Source organism: Candidatus Hydrogenedentota bacterium, from assembly GCA_012730045.1.
Lineage (GTDB): Bacteria > Hydrogenedentota > Hydrogenedentia > Hydrogenedentales > CAITNO01 > JAAYBR01.
In genome coordinates, this window is the sequence record JAAYBR010000017.1 from 1 (window position 1) to 18,296 (window position 18,296).

15 protein-coding genes are annotated in these 18,296 nt (G+C 68.1%); 5 read left to right on the plus strand and 10 right to left on the minus strand.

Features of this window, described 5'->3' with window-relative positions:
- Positions 1-296: 296 nt before the first annotated feature.
- Both GXY15_01695 and GXY15_01700 read left to right on the plus strand, forming a co-directional pair.
- Positions 297-1,082 carry a DUF1080 domain-containing protein gene (locus tag GXY15_01695; GenBank protein NLV39925.1) on the plus strand — a complete coding sequence of 262 codons (786 nt, stop codon included), beginning with the start codon at positions 297-299 and terminating at the stop codon, positions 1,080-1,082.
- Positions 1,083-1,094: 12 nt separating this feature from the next.
- The gene (locus GXY15_01700) at positions 1,095-1,793 is read left to right on the plus strand and encodes a TVP38/TMEM64 family protein (GenBank protein NLV39926.1); all 699 of its coding nucleotides are present in this window, start codon (positions 1,095-1,097) and stop codon (positions 1,791-1,793) included.
- 205 nt (positions 1,794-1,998) lie between these two features.
- On the opposite strand, the gene GXY15_01705 is transcribed toward GXY15_01700, so the two are convergent.
- The 10 genes from GXY15_01705 to GXY15_01750 form a co-directional block, all read right to left on the minus strand.
- A complete protein-coding gene (locus tag GXY15_01705) occupies positions 1,999-3,381 on the minus strand; it encodes a hypothetical protein (GenBank protein ID NLV39927.1) in 1,383 nt (460 codons plus the stop codon).
- A gap of 183 nt (positions 3,382-3,564) precedes the next feature.
- Positions 3,565-3,888 carry a thioredoxin gene (trxA, locus tag GXY15_01710; protein ID NLV39928.1) on the minus strand — a complete coding sequence of 108 codons (324 nt, stop codon included), beginning with the start codon at positions 3,886-3,888 and terminating at the stop codon, positions 3,565-3,567.
- Positions 3,889-4,020: 132 nt separating this feature from the next.
- Positions 4,021-4,860: a serine/threonine protein kinase gene (locus GXY15_01715; protein ID NLV39929.1), complete on the minus strand. Its 840-nt coding sequence runs from the start codon at positions 4,858-4,860 to the stop codon at positions 4,021-4,023.
- 35 nt (positions 4,861-4,895) lie between these two features.
- Complete coding sequence (rsfS, locus tag GXY15_01720) at positions 4,896-5,309, minus strand: ribosome silencing factor (GenBank protein NLV39930.1); 414 nt, start codon at positions 5,307-5,309, stop codon at positions 4,896-4,898.
- Between the two features lie 21 nt (positions 5,310-5,330).
- The gene (gene gatB, locus GXY15_01725) at positions 5,331-6,761 is read right to left on the minus strand and encodes an Asp-tRNA(Asn)/Glu-tRNA(Gln) amidotransferase subunit GatB (protein ID NLV39931.1); all 1,431 of its coding nucleotides are present in this window, start codon (positions 6,759-6,761) and stop codon (positions 5,331-5,333) included.
- A gap of 10 nt (positions 6,762-6,771) precedes the next feature.
- Positions 6,772-8,241 carry an Asp-tRNA(Asn)/Glu-tRNA(Gln) amidotransferase subunit GatA gene (gene gatA, locus GXY15_01730; protein ID NLV39932.1) on the minus strand — a complete coding sequence of 490 codons (1,470 nt, stop codon included), beginning with the start codon at positions 8,239-8,241 and terminating at the stop codon, positions 6,772-6,774.
- Positions 8,238-8,540, minus strand: a complete 303-nt coding sequence (gene gatC, locus GXY15_01735) for an Asp-tRNA(Asn)/Glu-tRNA(Gln) amidotransferase subunit GatC (protein NLV39933.1) — start codon at positions 8,538-8,540, stop codon at positions 8,238-8,240. The genes gatA and gatC overlap by 4 nt, the downstream gene beginning before the upstream one ends.
- A 164-nt stretch (positions 8,541-8,704) precedes the next feature.
- A complete protein-coding gene (locus tag GXY15_01740; protein NLV39934.1) occupies positions 8,705-10,021 on the minus strand; it encodes an alginate export family protein in 1,317 nt (438 codons plus the stop codon).
- Between the two features lie 150 nt (positions 10,022-10,171).
- Positions 10,172-11,581: an ammonium transporter gene (gene amt, locus GXY15_01745; protein ID NLV39935.1), complete on the minus strand. Its 1,410-nt coding sequence runs from the start codon at positions 11,579-11,581 to the stop codon at positions 10,172-10,174.
- Positions 11,582-11,965: 384 nt separating this feature from the next.
- Positions 11,966-13,180 carry an alginate export family protein gene (locus GXY15_01750; GenBank protein ID NLV39936.1) on the minus strand — a complete coding sequence of 405 codons (1,215 nt, stop codon included), beginning with the start codon at positions 13,178-13,180 and terminating at the stop codon, positions 11,966-11,968.
- Positions 13,181-13,902: 722 nt separating this feature from the next.
- Here GXY15_01750 and GXY15_01755 point away from each other — a divergent pair.
- Genes GXY15_01755 through GXY15_01765 form a run of 3 tightly spaced genes read left to right on the plus strand, consistent with a single transcriptional unit; the run spans position 13,903 to position 18,015 of the window.
- Positions 13,903-14,745, plus strand: a complete 843-nt coding sequence (locus GXY15_01755; protein ID NLV39937.1) for a sugar ABC transporter substrate-binding protein — start codon at positions 13,903-13,905, stop codon at positions 14,743-14,745.
- Positions 14,742-15,713 (plus strand): ABC transporter permease, encoded by a 972-nt coding sequence (locus tag GXY15_01760; protein ID NLV39938.1) that lies wholly within the window; start codon positions 14,742-14,744, stop codon positions 15,711-15,713. The genes GXY15_01755 and GXY15_01760 overlap by 4 nt, the downstream gene beginning before the upstream one ends.
- Before the next feature lie 25 nt (positions 15,714-15,738).
- Positions 15,739-18,015 (plus strand): hypothetical protein, encoded by a 2,277-nt coding sequence (locus GXY15_01765; protein ID NLV39939.1) that lies wholly within the window; start codon positions 15,739-15,741, stop codon positions 18,013-18,015.
- Positions 18,016-18,296: the final 281 nt, after the last annotated feature.

Sequence of the window (18,296 nt, forward strand, 5' to 3'; positions counted from 1 at the left end):
CTCAACCACCGGCTAATGTCCTGCATCCCTCCGGGATGCCCAAGACTTTCGCTTTCGGCCATTTCCACGTTTGGCAGAGAAAAACCGGCGGCTTGGAGCGCGGAAGAATACGTCCACTTCATTAGCAACGAAGTGAAGCAATCGCTTGCCCGCCACTGCTCCGGCCTGCGCGCATCTTGTCTGGCGATCAGAGTTCCCGCGGGGCGTTTGCCTGGGTTTGCCCGGGAAGGTACACTTGACTGGAATCTCCCCCGGCCGGCCGGGGGACAACCCCACGGCGGAGTTTGGGACGGCACATGGACATCCAACGTTTTGGCAAGAGGGGGCGGGGCCTTTTGGGGACGGCCGGGCTGCTGGCACTGCTCGTAGCAGCCGGCTGCGCGACGACGGCGGACGACCGTGGCGCGGGAGAACCGCCGGCCTGCGGAACATCGGCCGCGTCCGACAGCGAGGGGTTCATCCCGCTCTTCAACGGGAAGGACTTCACCGGGTGGGAGAGCCCGGACATGAGTTACTGGACCATTGAGGACGGCGCGATCACGGGCCGCATCACGAAGGAGCACCCCTGCACGGTCAACCAGTACCTCGTGTGGGAGGGCGGCGCGATGGCCGACTTCGAGCTGACGATGAACTACCGGATGGGAGGGGACGCCGCGTCCAACGGCGGCTTCCAGTTCCGGAGCAGGCTCCTGCCGGACCACGACATCGCCGGGTACCAGATGGACAACAACCTGAAGACGGACTGGCTGGTGCGGCTCTATGACGAGTGGGGGCGCCACGACCTCGCCCTGCGCGGGGAGAGGACGGTCTTCGGTCCCGACGGCGCCAAGACCGTGACGCCCATCCCCGAGGCGCAGGGCCCGGCCCCCTTCCGGCTCGAGGACTGGCACGCGTACCGCCTCGTCTGCCGCGGCACGCACATCACGCTCTACGTCAACGGGCAGCTCATGGCCGAGGTGGAGGACAACGACCCCGCCCAGCTCGACCGCTCGGGCATCCTGGGCCTCCAGCTCCACAGCGGCGAGCCCGTGACGGTCCAGTTCAAGGACATCCTCTACAAGCCCCTGCCGCCGGAGAAGTGAGACGCGCGCGCCATGAACGATAGTCCCCCCGAAATCACGCCGGGACGGGCGCTGTCCGGGCTGAAGTTCTTCCTGCTGGTGCTGCTGGTGGGGGCGGGGTGGTTTGTTCTCCGGGGGACGCCGGTGGGGGACGCGGTGCGGGATTATGAGTGGGTGCGGCTGCGGATGGTGGAGAGCGGGGCGTGGGGCGGGTGGCTGTTTGCGGCGGGGGGGGCCGTGCTGACGATGGCGGGGCTCCCGCGCATGGCGCTGGCCTTTGCGGGGGGCGTGGTGTTCGGGGCGGTGTGGGGGACGGTCTGGTCGCTGCTGGGCGCGCTGCTGGGGGCGGGGGCGCTGTTCCATCTGGCGCGGTTTCTGGGGCGGGACTTCGTGCTGCCGCGCCTGCCGGTGCGGATCCGCCGCTATGACACGCTGCTGCGGGAGAACACGTTTCTGGTGATCCTCTCGATCCGGTTCTTCCCGCTGGGGCACAACACGCTGACGAACCTGCTCGCGGGGGTGAGCACGGCGCGCGCGCTGCCCTTTTTCACCGCGACGCTGGCGGGCTACCTGCCGACGACGGTGGTCTTCGCCCTGATGGGCGCGGGGCTCCAGAAGGCGTCCCTCGTGCAGACGGCGGCGGGCGCGGGCCTGTTCCTGGTGTCCGTGGGGATCATGGCGCTGGCGGCGCGGCGCATCCGCGCGCGGGCGGGCGGAGAGGGGGATGACTGAAGCTGCTTCGGGGGAGAGGCGGTGTTTTCAGGAGGATGCCGGGACTGGTCGGTGAGGTGGCACGGGCTTCCAGCCCGTGTTTCTTGGGCCGCATCCATGAACCCACCACGGGCTGGAAGCCCGTGCCACCTCCTGGCGTGTCTCCGGCGTCTTTTTTCAGATACGACGTCTCACCCCTGAAATGCCTGGAAACGGTGCCCGTCGCCTATTCGGCGGCGGGCTGGGCGAGGGCGTTGAGGAGGCGGCGGGAGGCGGCGACGATCTGCTCGCCCGCGCCGGGGGCGAGGAAGCTGCTGCGCGCGGTGCGGGTCTCGTAGCCGCCCTGGAGGTAGGCCTCGGCGGGGGCGCAGTAGCCCGCGTAGCCGTTGGTCAGCTCGGAGACCATGACGGGGCGCCAGGGTTGGTCCTCCTTGATGGCGAGGCCGAGGGCGCAGAAGTATTCCGTGGGGTTGGTGACGATGGCGGCGGGGCCAACGCGCAGGCCCATGACCTCCACCGGCACCGTCGGCGAGGCGTCCTTCATGGCGCGGACAAGGGCGGCCTCCTTCAGGTACAGATCGTCCACCCCGGAGCCGAGCCCCGTGGCGGGGGCCTCGCGGGCGACGAGGGCCTCGTCGCTCTCTCCCAGGTCGCGGATGGGCAGGTCAAGACGCTCGGTGAGGACGGCGACGGGGGCTTCGGGGGTGAACTCGGCCCCGGCAACCAGCTTTACCACCTCGCCCGCAACGGCGAGGCCGATCTGGCGGGCGCGGTTTTCGCCCCATTCGGGCGTGCGGGGGGAGCGGTTGTCCACCTGGGTGACGTCGCCGCAGGCGCCGTTGAGGAAGACCACGCCGATGTCGCGGCCGAAGGCGCCGCGGACGCCCTGGCGCAGGAAGAACGGCCAGTCGGCGGAGAACTTGCTGCCGCCCATGACGGTGCCGTGCATGGTGTGGTTGACCACGCAGCCGAGGAGCTCGCCGTCCAGGGTCTCGGCGGCGAGCACGCCGACCGCCGGGTCCACGGGCCCGGCGGGCCGGTCAATGTCGGGGTTCATCTTGCCGGGGTGGGTGCGCAGGGATCCGTCGCGCATGAAGAAGCGGCGGTTGAACCCCGTGCCGCGGGCCTCGCCGGAGAGGGCGGCGAGGCGGGCGTCCACCTTGGCGGCGTGGGCGGCGGCCACGGCCTCCGCGACGCGCTCCGCGACCAGGCGCGAGTATTCCGGGTCGCGCGAGGAGGCGAAGCAGTCCACGATGGGGCCGCCGCAGTGGGTGTGGCTGGCGGCGACGAGGATGTGGGCGGCGGGGATGCCGCACTTCTCCTCGGCGAGCCGGCGGGCCTCGGCGATGGTGTCGTCGGGGATCATGAGGAGGTCCACGCCGACCACGGCGGCGGTGACGCCGCCGGACGAGAAGACGGCGGCCTCGGCGAAGAGGGGGTCGCGCACGCCGTCGGCGGGGTTGATGGCCATGCCGCCGGGGATCTCGGCGCCGACGGCGGGGGTGATGTCGGTGCGGGCGAAGCCCGCCTGAAAGGCGTCGGCGGCGCAGAGGGGGGCGGCGGCGAGCAGCGCCGCCAGGACGAGAAGGGGTTTTGCAGAGGCGTGCATGGTCTGGGTCTCCTGTTTACGGGTGCCATGATACCACGCGGGCTGCCGAGGGGAGGAATGGACGATATGGACCTCATGGACAGTATGGACGGGGTGCGTCTCGCGCGCGGAAAAAAACGCCGCGGAAGCGGTCCGGCGGGTTTGCCGGTCCGTTTCCGCGGAGGAGTTTCGGGGAGGAGGGCCTCAGGCGCCGAGGGCGGCGTCAATGGCTTTGGCGATTTCGGCGCGCGGCGTGACGCCCTGAAGCCGGGCAACCTCGGCGCCGTCTTTGAGGACGACAAGGGTGGGGATCACGTTCACGCTGAAGCGGATGGCGATGTCCTGGCTGTCGTCCACGTTCACCTTGGCGATGAGGGCCTTGCCCGCGTAGGCCGCGGCGAGGTCGTCAATGGTGGGGGTGAGCATGCGGCAGGGTCCGCACCATTCCGCCCAGAAATCCACCAGCGTGACGCCGCTGGCCGTTTTTTCGCCGAAGTCCGCCGAGGTGAGAGATGCCGCGTTGCTCATGAGTATTCTCCTGTGCTTTGATGCCGGAAGGCGCCCGCGCAGACTGCGCGCGGCGCCGTTTCGATCCTTCTTCCGGACCCTTGACCCGGTTGTCCTTCAAAACACGCCCCGCGGCGTCCGGTATTCCCCCGCCTATATCCGGCTGCGGCCGAGCTGGGTGAAGGCGATGCGCAGCTCGTCGCAGTCGAGGAAGCGGTTCTCGGGGCGCTTCTGGAGCATCTTCATGACGATGTCTCCGACGGCGGTCGGGCATTTCGGGTTGACCAGGCTGGGGTGGTCCGGGGTGACGTTCAGATGGCACTGGTAGAGCCGGCCCAGGTTGTCCACGGGGAAGGGGACACGCTCGGCGAACATCATGTAGAAGGTGATGCCCATGGAGTACTGGTCGCCGGCGGCGGCAACCTTCTCCTTGCGGATGAACTCGGGGGCGACGAACATGGGGGTGATCTGCTCGCCGACGTTGCGGTCCATGAGCTCGAGGAGGAAACTGCTCCCGTAGAGGGAGAAGTCGGCGATCTTGACCTGGCCCGTGCGGGTGAACAGGACGTTGGCGGGCTTGAAGTCGTGGTGGATGCAGCCCTTGTCGTGGAGGTACTGCATGCCCTCGCAGATCTGGATGCAGACAGCGACCCGCTCCTGGAGGTTCCAGGGGCGGTTGAGGATGTACCACTTGAGGTTGGGGCCGTCCACGTACTCCATGATCATGCAGCGGCCCTCGTCGCCGTCGAGGAACTCATGGATCTGCACGACCCGGGGGTGCTTGTATTTCTTGAACTTGGTGACGCTCTTGGCGAGGTCGCGGACGTGGAGGCGGTTGCGGAAGAAGTTCTCGTGGAAAATCTTCACGGCGACGGCCTCGCCCCGCTTGGTGTCTATGCCGAGATAGACCTTTCCCGTGCCGCCCTCGCCCAGCACCCGCTCCAGCTTGTACTGGTAAATCTTCGGGATGTCCGGTATGAATTGCTCGTCCATCTTGCCCCGGCACCTTCCGCCAACCGTCCGGTCAACTACTCTTCCGTGCTGTCCTTCGCCGTCTTGCGGGTCCGCCGCTTCAGATTCACCTCGGGCGCGTCCTCCCACATCTGGTCGAGGTCGTAAAACGTCCGCGCGCTCTCCCTGAACACATGGAAGAGGACGTCGCCGCAGTCCACAATCATCCATCCGCAGTGGTGGTCGCCCTCGGTGCGCAGGACGGGGCTGCCGCCCTCGCGCATCGTCTGGCGCGCCGCGTCGGCCACGGCCCGCATCTGGGGCTCGCTGCCCGCGGAGCACAGGACGAACACGTCGGCCATGAGGGTCAGGCCGCGCACATCGAAGGCCCGGATGTTTTTGGCCTTCTTCGACTCCGCGATCCCGGCAATGGCGAGCGTCTTCTCGCGCAGCGCCTTGGTCAGGGGTTTCTTTCTTGTCTTCTCGGCCATGATTCTCCTTGCGGCTCCATTCTACCGCGAAAGCTCCTCCCGGAGCACGTCATTCAGCATCTGCGGGTTTGCCTTGCCCCGGGTGGCGCGCATGGCCTGCCCGACGAGGAAGGCGAGCACCTTCTCCTTGCCGGCCCGGTACTGCTCCACCTGGGCGGGATTCTCGGCGATCACCCGCCGCACCGCCTCCAGAAGTTCGCCGGCGTCGCTGATCTGGCTGAGGCCCTTTTCGCGCACAATGTCCGCCGGGGCCCTGCCCGTGGCGAACATCTCGGCCAGGACCTCCTTGGCGATCTTGCCGCTGATGGCGCCCGACTCGATCATCCCGAGCATCCCGGCGAGGGCTCCGGGGCCCGCGGCGCAGTCGGCGATCTCCTTCTTTGTATCCGAAAGGAGGGCCTGGAGTTCCACGGAAATCCAGTTGGCCGCCTTTTTGGGGTCGGCGCCCGCGGCCACGGCGGCCTCATAGTAGTCCGCCGTGTCCCGCGACTGGGTCAGCACGCCGGCGTCGTAGGCGGACAGGGCGTACTGCGCGGCGAAGCGCGCGCGGCGCGCGGCGGGCAGCTCGGGCAGGGTCTCGCGGATGCGGCTTTCCCACGCCTGGTCCACCGAGACGGGCACCAGGTCGGGCTCGGGGAAGTAGCGGTAGTCGTGGGCCGACTCCTTGAGGCGCTGGGAGAAGGTGACGCCCCGGTCGGCGTCCCAGCCGCGGGTCTCCTGGACGACGGCGCCGCCGGCCTCGATCACGGCGATCTGCCGGGCGATCTCGAAGTCAATGGCCTTCTGGACGCCGCTGAAGGAGGCCACGTTCTTGACCTCGGTCTTGGTGCCGAAGGCCTCCTGCCCAACGGGCCGCACGCTGATGTTGGCCTCGGCGCGCAGGGAGCCCTCCTCCATGTTGCAGTCGCTCACGCGCAGGTACTGGAGAATCTGCTTGAGCTCCGTGAGGTAGGCGTGGGCCTCGCGCGCGCCGCGGAGGTCCGGCTCCGTCACGATCTCCAGCAGCGGCAGGCCGCAGCGGTTGAAGTCCACGCCGCTCTGCCCGCCCGCGATGGTGTGCGTGTTGCGGGCCGTGTCCTCCTCCATGTGCGCGCGCGTGATGCCGATGCGGCGCACCGCGCCGTCCACCTCGACGTCGAGCCAGCCGCCGTGGCACAGGGGCAGGTCGTACTGGCTGATCTGGTAGTTTTTGGCGAGGTCGGGGTAGAAGTAGTTCTTCCGGTCCATTTTGGACCAGCGGGAGATGGCGCAGTTCAGGGCGAGGCCGACGGCGACGGACTTGTTCACCATGTCCACGTTGAGGACGGGGAGGGTGCCGGGCATGCCGAGGCAGACGGGGCACACGTTGGTGTTGGGCGGCGCGTGGAAGTCGGTGCTGCAGGGGCAGAACACCTTGGACCGGCTGTTGATCTCCACATGGACTTCCATGCCGATGACTGCTTCGTAGTGCATGCTCATATCCTCAGGCGACGGGGGGCTCGCCCAGGCGGACGCCGCTCTTTTGCTCGTGACAGTGGGCCGCGCGGAGGAGGGCCGCCTCGTTGAAGGGGCGCGCCATCATCTGGAGACCCGCGGGAAGCCCCGAGGCCGTGAGGCCGCAGGGAATCGAGATGCCGGGCAGGGTGGCCAGGTTGGTCGAGATGGTGTAGATGTCCGCCAGGTACATCTCCAGCGGGTTGTCGGTCTTGGTGCCGAACTCGAAGCTGGGGATGGGGGAGGTGGGCCCGGCGATGACGTCGCACTTCTCGAAGGCCTCGTCGAAGTCGCGCTTGATGAGGCGGCGCACCTTCTGGGCCTTGAGGTAGTAGGCGTCGTAGTAGCCGCTGGAGAGCACGTAGGTGCCCAGCATGATGCGCCGCTTGACCTCGGGGCCGAAGCCCTCCGACTTGGTCAGAACGTACATCTCCTCCACGCTCTTCGCCGCCGGGTGGCGGAACCCGTAGCGGACACCGTCGAAGCGGGCCAGGTTGGCGCTGGCTTCGGCGGTGCAGATGATGTAATAGACGGCGATGGCGTAGTTGGCGTGGGGCAGCGAGACCGGGACGATCTCGGCGCCCTCGCGGCGGAACACGTCCACGGCGGCCTCGACCTTCTCGCGCATCTCGGCGTTCAGGGCGTCGGTGAAGTATTCCGCGGGCAGGCCGATCCGCAGGCCCTTGACGTCGCCGGTGAGCGCCGCGGTGAAGTCCTCGGCGGGCAGGTCGGCGGAGGTGGAGTCGAGGGGGTCGCGGCCGCAGATCACGTTGAGCGTGAGGGCGGCGTCCTCCACGGTGCGCGTGAGGGGGCCGATCTGGTCGAGGGACGAGGCGAAGGCGACGAGGCCGTAGCGGGACACGCGGCCGTAGGTGGGCTTGATGCCGACGCAGCCGCACATGGCCGCGGGCTGGCGGATGGAGCCGCCCGTGTCGCTGCCGAGGGAGATGGCGCACTCGCCCGAGCTGACGGCGGCGGCGGACCCGCCGCTGGAGCCGCCGGGCACGCATTTCAGGTTCCAGGGGTTGCGCGTCACCTTGATGGTGCTGCGCTCGGTGGAGGAGCCCATGGCGAACTCGTCCATGTTCACCTTGCCGAGGAAGACGGCGTCCGCGGCGGCCATGCGCTTCACGACGGTGCCGTCGTAGGGGCTGCGGAAGTCCTTGAGAATCTTCGACGCGCAGGAGGTGACGCCGGCGCGTGTGCACAGGAGCTCCTTGAGCCCCACGGGCACGCCCGCCAGCGGGCCGAGGGCGTCGCCTTTGCGGGCCTTCTCGTCCACGGCGGCGGCCTGCGCCAGCGCCTCGTCGCGCCAGACCTGGGTGAAGGCGTCAATGCGCGGGTCCACCTCGGCGATGCGGTTGAGGTGCCACTCCGTCATGGCCGTCGCGGAGACCGCGCCCGAGCGGACGGCGTCGCGGATCTCCCGCGCGGACTGGTAATGCCAGGGGGTGTTCATGCCGTGTCCCCCTCGAGGATGCGGGGCACCAGGAAATACTCGCCGTCGTGCACGGGGGCGTTCATGAGCGCCTCCTCGCGCGGGAGCGACGCGCCGGTCTCGTCCTGCCGGAACACGTTGGTCATCTCCATGGCGTGCATCATCGGCTCCACGGCGTCCGTGTCCAGCTCGTTAAGCTGGTCCATGTACGCCAGGATGTCGTCCATCTCCCGGACCAGCCGGTTCTTTTCGTCCTCCGTCAGGCGGAGCTGGGCCAGGCCGGCCACGTACTCCACGTCCTTCAGGGTGATTTTTCCCATGATTTTCAGGCCTCCGCAGGGGGGTTCAGGGAGACAAAAGAATAGCACACCCGGCCGCGCCCAGTCCAAGACCTGAACGCGCTGCAAAACGGAATAAACCGCGCCCGGCCCGGGGGGTGCCCGGGCCGGGCGGCTTGTGGCGTCCTCCTGCGGGAGGCCGTCGGTCAGAAGCTGAGGGAGGTGTTGAAGAACACCGTGTCGTACTCGTCGTCGCCGTCACCGGCCCAGGGGCTCAGGCCGTTGGCGAGGATGTTGTTGCCCTCAAGGCCGTCGTCGCCGAAGAAGTGGGCGTAGGTGAGGGCGAAGGAGAGGTCGTCGCTGTACTGGTAGGTGGCGCCGACGGCGGCCTCCCAGCCGAGCTGGCGGGAGGAGGGGCCGGCGCCGAAGAGTCCGCCGGTCTTGGGGGCCAGCTCGTCGGCCTCAAGGTGGGCGACCTGGAGGAACAGGCCGAGGGCCTCGGTCGGGGCGACCTCGACGCCGAGGGCGTACCAGCGGACATTGGACATGTCGGTGAAGGCGAGGATGGACGTGTAGTCCACGTCGGAGAAGAGGCGGTTGAACGGCAGGGTGCGGTCGTTGGACCAGAGGCTGTCGTCGGGGTCGCCGCCGTCGAGCCAGGCGGCGGAGGCGTAGACGCGGGGCGTCCAGGTCGTGTCGAAGGTGTAGCCGACGGAGGCCGTGGCGCCGGGGGTGTCGTAGTCCGTGTCGGCCTCGTCAAACCCGAAGGCGCCGGGAAGGCCGTCGGCCTCCCCGAGCTGCCAGGCGGCCTCGGCGGAGTAGTCGAAGGCGCCGAAGGCGCCCGCGGCGCGCAGGCCGAGGGTGTGCAGGTCCACCTCGAAGGCCGTGGCGGAGGCGTCGTCCCGGACGTACATCCAGTAGGCGTCAAAGACGTGGCCCTCAACGCCGGTGTAGCTGAAGTAGGCGATGTAGAGGTCCGTGTCGTCCTTGCCGAAGTCGCCCAGGCCCTCGGCGAGCTTGGCGGCGATGGCGTCCACGGAGAAGGTCTCCGCGCCGTAGGTCAGGCGCAGGGCGTCGAAGGACAGGCCGAACAGGGGGCTGGCCATGCTGTTGTTCCCGATGAGGAACTCGCCGCCGAGCATGATCTCCTGGCGGCCGGCCTTCAGCGTGAGCGGCGTGCCCCAGAGGTTTTTGGCCTCGATGTAGGCCTGGTAGAGGTCCGTGTCGCCGTTGCCCCGGCCGTCGGCGCCGGTGAGGTAGCTGGAGCGGAAGTCCTCGCCCCAGACGCTGTAGTTGTCAAACTCGATGAGGGCCGACACCTCGTCGGTGAAGTCGGCCTTCACATGCAGGCGGGTCCACTGGTCCATGTAGGCGGACGAGGGGAGGGAGTCGTAGTTGTAGTACCAGCCGCCGATGCTGATGCCGCCGCCGACCTCGACGTTCTGCAGTTCTGCGAACGCCCCGGTGGCGCACAGCGCCATCACTCCGACAACAATCGCGGTTCTCCTCACAAGGCCTGTCATGTTCTCTTCTCCTTCTTGGTTGGTGGGCATCATGCCGGTTTGTTTCCCCCCCCGGCCGGACGTCTATTCTGTGCGTCCGGCCGGGGGCGGCTCAACTTTTCACTTCAACTTTTTGGGGCCGCGGCGGTGGCCGGGGGGCCGGGCGGCGCGCTATCGCGCCAGTTCCGGCGTGGTCACGTCCTCGGGGTAGGCCTCAAGGCCCATCTCGCTCTTGTCGAGGCCGAGGTACTCCTCCTCCGGCGTGACGCGCAGGCCGAGGACGGCCTTCACAGCGGCCCAGAGGATCAGGGAGACGGTGAAGGCGCACGCGCCGACGGCGGCCACGCCGATCGCCTGGGTGGTGAGCTGCGCCGCGCCTCCGCCGTAGAAGAGGCCGGTCGTCGTGTTGAACAGGCCGACCGCCAGGGTGCCCCAGATGCCGTTGACCAGGTGGACGGACAGCGCGCCGACGGGGTCGTCCAGGCGCAGCTTGTCGAAGGTGAGCACCGCCTCGACCACGAGCACGCCCGCCACGAGGCCGATCACGATGCTGCCCGGGACCGACACCCCGTCGCAGCCCGCCGTCACCGCCACCAGGCCCGCGAGGCAGCCGTTGATGATCATGGAGAGGTCGGGGTTGCCCAGGCGGAACCAGGCGTAGGCCGTGGCGGCCGCCACGCCCGCCGCCGCCGCCATGGTCGTGGTCAGGGAGATGTGGGCGATGGCCTCGCCGTTCGCGGCCATCGTGCTGCCGGGGTTGAACCCGTACCATCCGAGCCAGAGGATGATGCCGCCGAGGGTGGCCAGGGCGATGTTGTGGCCGGGGATGGCCGAAGCCTTCGCGCCCTTGCGGTACTTGCCGAGCCGCGGCCCGAGCAGCAGGACGCCCGCCAGGGCCGCCCACCCGCCGACGCTGTGGACCGCCGTGGATCCGGCGAAGTCCTTGAAGGGGGTGGCCAGGGAGGCCAGCCAGCCGCCGCCCCAGATCCAGTGGCCGGTCACCGGGTAGATGACGGCGACCAGCAGGAAGGAGAAGAGGATGAACGACTGGAACTTGATGCGCTCGGCCACGGCGCCGGAGACGATGGTGGCCGCGGTTCCGGCGAAGACCAGCTGGAAGAAGAACTTGGCCTCCAGCGGGACGCCGGTCCAGCTGAGGGCGGAGTAGACGCCCGCGTAGGCGTCCCCCATGGCCGGGCTGTTGTCGGCGCCGGCAAGCAGGAAGCCCGTCATGCCGATGAAGGGGTTCCCGTTGCCGAACATGAGGCCAAATCCGAGAGCCCAGAAGGACAGGCAGGCGATGGCGAAGACAATGAAGTTCTTGGCCAGGATGTTGACCGTGTTCTTGCGCCGGCAGAAGCCGGACTCCACGAGGGCGAAGCCGGCGTTCATCCAGAAGACGAGGAAGCCCGTGAGCATGACCCAGACGGTGTCCAGGGCGACGGTCAGGGCGGCGGTGGGGTCCGCCGCCGCGGCGTCCTGGGCGAGCGCCGCGGAGGGCGCCAGTGCGGCAAACAGGGCCAGGGCGGCGAGTGCCGCGCCCGGTCCGCAAAAGCGTCTGATTGGGGTGGTCATGTTCATGATGTGGCTCCCGTACGTTCAGTTCAAAAGTCTGCGGAAAACGCCCAAATGGAAACACAGCGCCATGGGGACCGCTTGGTGCTCCTTGGGCAATTCCTGTGCCACTGTGCAGTCCTTGCACGCCAAACACTCACAACATACTGTGAAAAAACAGGTTGCGAGTCCTGTTGGGAGGAAGGGGCTGGCGGGGGGGCGACGGGCGGGCAATTCCGAAAGGTAAGAAGGGAGGGAGAAAAGGTACGGATCAGTAGGAATCGCGGCGTTGGACGGGCCGGGTCCGCGCGAAAGGGCGGGGGCGGCGGCGGTTCGCCCCTGTCCGCCCCCCAAAAGGGGATCCCCCGCAGGCGAGCCTGCGGGGGATCAAGAATGGAACGTCAAGCGAGATTAGAAGGCAATCTCGGTCTCAACGAACGCGTAGTCGAAGTCGGCGTCGTCAACGAAGTCGTCATCCGCGAAGAAGTGGTTGTAGCCGGCGCGGAAGGTGAGGTCCTCGCTGTAGTTGTAGGCGCCGCAAAGGCCCACTTCCCAGCCGATCTCGTCCCAGTTCTCGTCGCCGTCGAAATAGGTGCCCACAAGCTTCAGGGCAACGGCTTCGGTCGGCATGACCTGCACGCCAAGCGCGTAGACGAACACGTCCGTCAGGTTCGCGTTGACGTTGTCAAGGAACACGCTGTACTCCAGGTCGGAGAAGAGGCGGTTGAAGGCCAGGTCCTCATCGTCACCCTCGTACCACGCGAAGTTGGCGAACACGCGGGGCTGCCAACCGGCGTCGAAGGTGTAGCCGGCGCGGACGTCAACGCCGAAGGCGCTGATGTCGATGTCTTCACGGCCAAGGCCAAGGAAGCCGACGCGGCGGGTGAGGTCGGTGTCGCCGAACTGATACGCGGCGTTGGCGTCGAAGTCGAACGCGCCCAGGGTGCCAGCTCCGCGGAGGCCAACAGTGTGCAGGTCGATGTTCTCGCCGGTGACAACCTCATCGTCACGGATCCACATCCAGTACGCGTCCAGGACGACGTCCTCGATGCCGATGTAGGAGCCATACAGGCCGTACAGGTCAACGTCGTCCTTGCCCAGGTCGCCCAGACCCTCGGCCAGCTTCGCGGCAACGGCGTCAATCGCGACGGCGTCGTTGTTGTAGCTCAGGCGCAGGGCGTCATAGGACAGGCCGGTGAAGAACGCGCCGGTGTCGTTGTTGCCGAAGAGGAACTCATTGCCGAACACCAGCTCCTGGCGGCCGACGCGCATGCTGAGCGGCGTGCCCCACATGTTCTTCGCGTCAATGTACGCCTGGTACATGTCAACGTCGCCGGCCCCGCGGCCGTCAGCGCCCGTCAGGTACAGGGAGCGAAAATCCTCGCCCCACACATTGTAGTTGTCGAACTCGACGAACGCGCTGACTTCGTCGGTGAAGTCGGCCTTGACGTTCAGCAGGTTGCGCTGCTCAACGAAGGCGGTGCTGAAGTCGCTGTCGTCCATGTAGAACCAGTTGCCGCGGATGCGCAGCTTGCCGCCGATTTCCACGTTCTGGAGTTCGGCAACCGCCACGGAGCCCATGCTGACGAGCAGGGCCATGATAACCAAAGCTTTAAGCGTACGCATTGTACGTTTATCTCCTATTTTCAACCTTCGTTTCGCCCCCGCGCACGCGGGGGTCCAGAGACTGTATGGACAACATCACGTTGCTTGACCGGTCCACCGAGGTAATGCCTGACGGCGTGGTGTGTCATCCCTCCTTTCGCCTCGGGAGTGTGGACGGCCGTGATGGTGCGCTCACAACAAAATTCAACTGGTTAACGGCAATGAAACTCCCCCACACCCGTTGGTCAGAGGGGCGTTTCTTTCCGCTACGGCCTGTATTCTAGCACTCTTGCCGCCCCATGTCAAGCGTTTTCTGGTGGTTTTTTCCGGAAAAGATTCCCCCGGACACCATATATGGTGGGTGCCGGCCCGCCCCCTCCTGCCCTCCCCCGGCTTGGGTTCTGACCCTGAAGACAAGGCCGGCGGAACGCCGGCGCTACGGGACGGCATCGTCGCCCCTTTTCGTACCGCCGACGTTCCGCCGGCCTTGTCTTCGGGTGCGCCGCATCCCGGCCACCGGGGAGTTGCACCCCGGCCCCGGTTCTCCCTATTGTATGGGGAACCTTCACGCAACCGAGGACAGAACCATGACAGTCTTGCGCAGTTTCGGGGTGTTTTTCGCGGCGGCCGCGCTGGTGCTGGCCGGGTGTTCGGGCGGGGATCCGGCGGCGCCGTCCGCCCCCGCGCAGGCGGCCCCCGCCGCCAAGGCCGCGAAAGAGGGGCCGTTCAAGGTCGCTTTGGTGATGAAGTCCCTGGCGAACGAGTTCTTTCTGACCATGGAGAACGGCGCCCGGGCACACCAGCAGGCGCACGCCTCGGAGTATGAGCTGCTGGCCAACGGGATCAAGGACGAGCAGGACGTGGCCCGCCAGATTGACCTGGTGGAGCAGATGGTGGCGCAGGGGGTGGACGCCCTGGTGATCGCCCCGGCGGACTCGAAGGCGCTGGTGGGGGCGTGCAAGCGGGCGCTGGACGCGGGGGTGGTGGTGATTAACATAGACAACAAGTTTGACGCGGGGGTGCTGGGGGAGCGGGGCATTAAGATTCCCTTTGTGGGGCCGGACAACCGCAAGGGGGCGAAGCTGGCGGCGGACCATCTGGCCGCCGCGCTGCCGCAGGGCGCGCCCGTGGCGGTGCTGGAGGGCATCCCTAGCGCGTTCAACGGCATCCAGCGGAAGCTGGGCTTCGACGACAGCATCAAGGAGAAGGGCCTGGCGCTGGTGACCTCGCAGTCGGCGAGCTGGGAGATGGAGAAGGCGAACCAGGTGGCGGCGTCCATTCTGACGGAGCACCCGGAGATCCAGGCGCTGCTCTGCGCGAACGACAACATGGCCCTGGGCGCGGCGGCGGCGGTGCGCACGTCGGGCCGGGCGGGCCAGGTGAAGATCATCGGCTTCGACGGCATCACGGCGGTGCGCGACATGATCCGCGAGGGGCAGATCCTCTGCACGGTGGACCAGCACGCGGACAAGCTGGCGGAGTTCGGCATTGACTACGCCCTCCAGGTGCTGCGCGGCGAGGCGACCCCGGCGGACAAGGAGACGGCGGTGGACCTGGTGACGGCGGAAACGGTCGCGGCCCCATGACGGCGGCGGGCTTTCAGGGCGCGGGGTGGCGCCGCATGGCGGTGGACTACGCGGGCCTGCTGGCGGTGCTGGCGGGCCTGACGGCGGTCTTCGCGCTGACGGCGGACAATTTTCTCACCATGCAGACCTTCCGGATGATGGCCAACCAGATTCCCCCGGCCATCATCCTCGCGGCGGGCATGACCTATGTGCTGGTGATCGGCGGCATAGACCTCTCCGTGGGGTCGCTGCTGGCCCTGAGCGGCGCGGCGCTGGGCGTGGCCATGGTGCGGTGGGGCTGGCCGCTCTTTCCGGCCATGCTGTTGTGCCTGGGGGTGGGCGCGGCCTGCGGCCTGGCGAACGGGCTGGTCTCCTCCCTGTGGGCGCTGCCGTCGTTCATCGTGACCCTGGGCATGCTCGAGGCGGCCCGGGGCGGGGCCTATCTCGCCACCAACTCGCAGACCATGTACATCGGCGCGTCCATCGAGCGCGTGTCCGAGACCCATCTCCTCGGGTTCTCGGTGCCGTTCCTGGTCGCCCTGGGGGTGGTGGCGGCGGGCCAGGTCATGCTGCGCCACACCGTGTTCGGCCGCTACATGATGGCCATCGGGGCGAACGAGGAGGTGGTGCGCCTGTCCGGGGTGAACCCGCGCCCCATCAAGGTGGCGGTGTTCGTCCTGTGCGGATTCCACGCCGGGCTGGCGGCGGTCATCCAGTGCTCGCGCCTGGGCTCGGCGGACCCCAACGCCGGGGCCGGGGTGGAGCTGCAGGCCATCGCCGCCGCGGTTATCGGCGGCACGAGCCTCATGGGCGGGCGCGGCTCCGTGGTCCGCTCGTTCTTCGGCGTGCTCGTCATCTCCGTGCTGGCCGTGGGGCTGGCGCAGATCGGGGCGCAGGAGCCCACCAAGCGGCTGATCACCGGCCTCGTCATCGTGGCCGCCGTCATTTTCGACCTCTACCGCGAGAAACTGGGCCGCCGCGCCGCCTGAGCGCGCCGTCCCCGGAGGACATGCCATGCCCCTGCTGCTCCTGCTTGGAATGGGCCTTTTCGCCGCCGCCGAACTGCCCGAGGGCGCCGCGCCCGCGCCGCTCGCCCAGCCGGGATTTCCGGACCGGCTCCACGCCTACGTCTGGCTCAACTGGCAGCTCACCCCCGCCGCGCGGCTGGCGGAGGTCGTCGGCGCGACGGAGGAGCAGCTGAAGGAGGTGGCGCGGAGCATGGGCCTGCCGGAACAGCCGGCGCTCAGCCCGGAAATCGCCCGCCGCGCCTACATCACCACCCTCCGGCGCAACTGGCACCTGCTGCCCTACGACCAGCTGCTGAAGCTGCTCGGGTGGACGGCGGAGGAGCTGGAGTACACCCTGCGCGAGGACGACTTCCTGTTCATCAAGCTGGGGAACCTCAAGCCGAAGTGCGAGCCCCTGGCCTATGCCCCGCCGGACGACGCAACGCGCGCGCGGGCGGCGCGGATCAAGGCCGTCGTGGGGGAGTCCTTCCCCGACGGGCTGGGCGACCTGACGGGGGAGACGCTGTTCACCTTTGTGTCCCGGCTGTCGGCGCCGCCCTCGGCGGACGACCCGGCGCCCCCCGCGGGGCCGTCGCACTTCGAGCCCCGGTTCTCCTCGTCCTACTTCGCGCTTTACGGCGACCCGCTGCTCGCGCCGCTGGACGACTCGTTTCCCGACGGGTATCTGGAGCGGCTGGCGCGGAGCGGGGCCGACGGCGTGTGGCTGCAGGCGGTGCTGTACCGGCTGGCACCGTTTCCCTGGGATCCGGCGCGGAGCGACCGGTACGGGGAGCGCCTGAAGCAGCTCGGCGCGCTGGTGGAGCGGGCCAGGACCCACGGTCTCGGCGTCTATCTCTACCTGAACGAGCCGCGCACCATGCCGGAGTCCTTTTTCACGGAGCATCCCGAACTGCGCGGCGTGGAGGAGAACGGCTACGCGACCCTGTGCACCTCCGTGCCCGAGGTGCGGCAGTGGCTGCGCGACAGCGTGGCGACGGTCTGCCGCGCCGTGCCGGACCTCGCCGGGCTGTTCACCATTTCCGCGTCTGAAAACCTGACCACCTGCTGGTCGCACTTCGGCGGGGCCAAGTGCCCGCGCTGCGCCGGACGCGGCGGGGCGTCGGTCATCGCCGACCTGCATGCGGCCCTCCGCGAGGGCATGGACGACGCCGGGGTGAAGACGCGGCTCATCGCGTGGGACTGGGGCTGGCGCGACGAGTGGGTGAAGGACCTCGTGGCCGGGCTGCCGGAGGGCACGACGGTCCAGAGCGTCAGCGAGTGGGAGGTGCCCATCACGCGCGGCGGGGTCTCCAGCGCCATCGGCGAGTATTCCCTGTCCGCCATCGGGCCGGGCCCGCGCGCGCGGCGCAACTGGGCGGCGGCGCGGGAGGCGGGGCTGCCCGTGATGGCCAAGATCCAGGCCAATGTCACCTGGGAGCTGGGCTCTGTGCCGTTCATCCCTGTGGTGCGGTCCGTGGCGGAGCACGCGACCCGCCTGCGGGCCGAGGGCATTTCGGGGCTCATGCTCTGCTGGACCCTCGGCGGCTGCCCCTCGCCCAACCTCGACGTGCTCGCCGAGATCGGCCGCATGGAGACGCCGGACCCCGACGCGGCGGTGCGCGCCATGGCGGAGCGCCGCTACGGCGCGGCGGCGGCCCCCGAGGCCGTGCGCGCGTTCCAGGCCATGAGCGGCACCTTTTCGGAATACCCCTACAGCGGCGGGACGGTTTACGTCGCGCCGCAGCACATGGGCCCCGCCAACCCGCTGTGGGAGAAGCCCACCGGCTACGCCGCCACCATGGTGGGGTTCCCCTACGACGATCTGAACGGATGGCGGACCATCTACCCGCCCGAGGTCTTCGCCGACCAGTTCGAGAAGACCGCGAAGGGGTTCTTTGAGGCCGCCCGCATCATGCTTGATGTCCCGCCGGGAGACGACGTGCGCCAGGCCGCCCTGCTGCGGGAGGACGCCCGCATCGCCGAGGCCTGCGGGATCCACTTCCAGAGCGTGGCCCACCAGACCCGTTTTACCCTGGCGCGGAACCGCCTGGCGGAGGCCAAGACCGCAGCCGAGGCCGCGCCCCTGCTGGAGACCCTGGAAACGGCCATCCGCGGCGAGATGAACCTCGCCCTCCGGCTGTACGACATCCAGACCTGGGACTCCCGCGTCGGCTACGAGGCCACCAACCACTACTTCTACATCCCCTACGACCTGGTTGCGAAGGTGGTCAACTGCCGCGATCTGCTGGAACGGTGGCTGCCGGAGCTGAGGGGGAGGGTTTAGGGTCTAGGGTCTAGGGTCTAGGGTTTAGGGTCTAGGGTTTAGGGTTTAGGAAGAATCCGACGGATCGGTCGGATCGGTCCGATCGGTCGGATTTCCCCGACCCCACTCATCCACCCCAGCCCCCAGCCCCCAGCCCCCAGCCCCTAGCCCCTAGCCCCTAGCAGCCTGTGGCAAAAGGCGGGCTTGCGGTAGTGTTTGTTATTGACATATAGCTGTCGGTATGGTATGCTTCCCGTGAGGCCAACCGGGAGATGTCAGGCATGGCAATGGGACGCGCGCGC

What these genes read in the sequence shown, in the direction of transcription:
- GXY15_01705 (NLV39927.1), bottom strand. Translation starts at nt 3,381, where the DNA reads ATGCACGCCTCTGCAAAACCCCTTCTCGTCCTGGCGGCGCTGCTCGCC.
- GXY15_01765 (NLV39939.1), top strand. Translation starts at nt 15,739, where the DNA reads ATGCCCCTGCTGCTCCTGCTTGGAATGGGCCTTTTCGCCGCCGCCGAA.
- GXY15_01755 (NLV39937.1), top strand. Translation starts at nt 13,903, where the DNA reads ATGAAGTCCCTGGCGAACGAGTTCTTTCTGACCATGGAGAACGGCGCC.
- GXY15_01740 (NLV39934.1), bottom strand. Translation starts at nt 10,021, where the DNA reads ATGACAGGCCTTGTGAGGAGAACCGCGATTGTTGTCGGAGTGATGGCG.
- GXY15_01715 (NLV39929.1), bottom strand. Translation starts at nt 4,860, where the DNA reads ATGGACGAGCAATTCATACCGGACATCCCGAAGATTTACCAGTACAAG.
- GXY15_01750 (NLV39936.1), bottom strand. Translation starts at nt 13,180, where the DNA reads ATGCGTACGCTTAAAGCTTTGGTTATCATGGCCCTGCTCGTCAGCATG.
- GXY15_01695 (NLV39925.1), top strand. Translation starts at nt 297, where the DNA reads ATGGACATCCAACGTTTTGGCAAGAGGGGGCGGGGCCTTTTGGGGACG.
- gatA (NLV39932.1), bottom strand. Translation starts at nt 8,241, where the DNA reads ATGAACACCCCCTGGCATTACCAGTCCGCGCGGGAGATCCGCGACGCC.
- GXY15_01760 (NLV39938.1), top strand. Translation starts at nt 14,742, where the DNA reads ATGACGGCGGCGGGCTTTCAGGGCGCGGGGTGGCGCCGCATGGCGGTG.
- amt (NLV39935.1), bottom strand. Translation starts at nt 11,581, where the DNA reads ATGAACATGACCACCCCAATCAGACGCTTTTGCGGACCGGGCGCGGCA.
- rsfS (NLV39930.1), bottom strand. Translation starts at nt 5,309, where the DNA reads ATGGCCGAGAAGACAAGAAAGAAACCCCTGACCAAGGCGCTGCGCGAG.
- GXY15_01700 (NLV39926.1), top strand. Translation starts at nt 1,095, where the DNA reads ATGAACGATAGTCCCCCCGAAATCACGCCGGGACGGGCGCTGTCCGGG.
- trxA (NLV39928.1), bottom strand. Translation starts at nt 3,888, where the DNA reads ATGAGCAACGCGGCATCTCTCACCTCGGCGGACTTCGGCGAAAAAACG.
- gatC (NLV39933.1), bottom strand. Translation starts at nt 8,540, where the DNA reads ATGGGAAAAATCACCCTGAAGGACGTGGAGTACGTGGCCGGCCTGGCC.
- gatB (NLV39931.1), bottom strand. Translation starts at nt 6,761, where the DNA reads ATGCACTACGAAGCAGTCATCGGCATGGAAGTCCATGTGGAGATCAAC.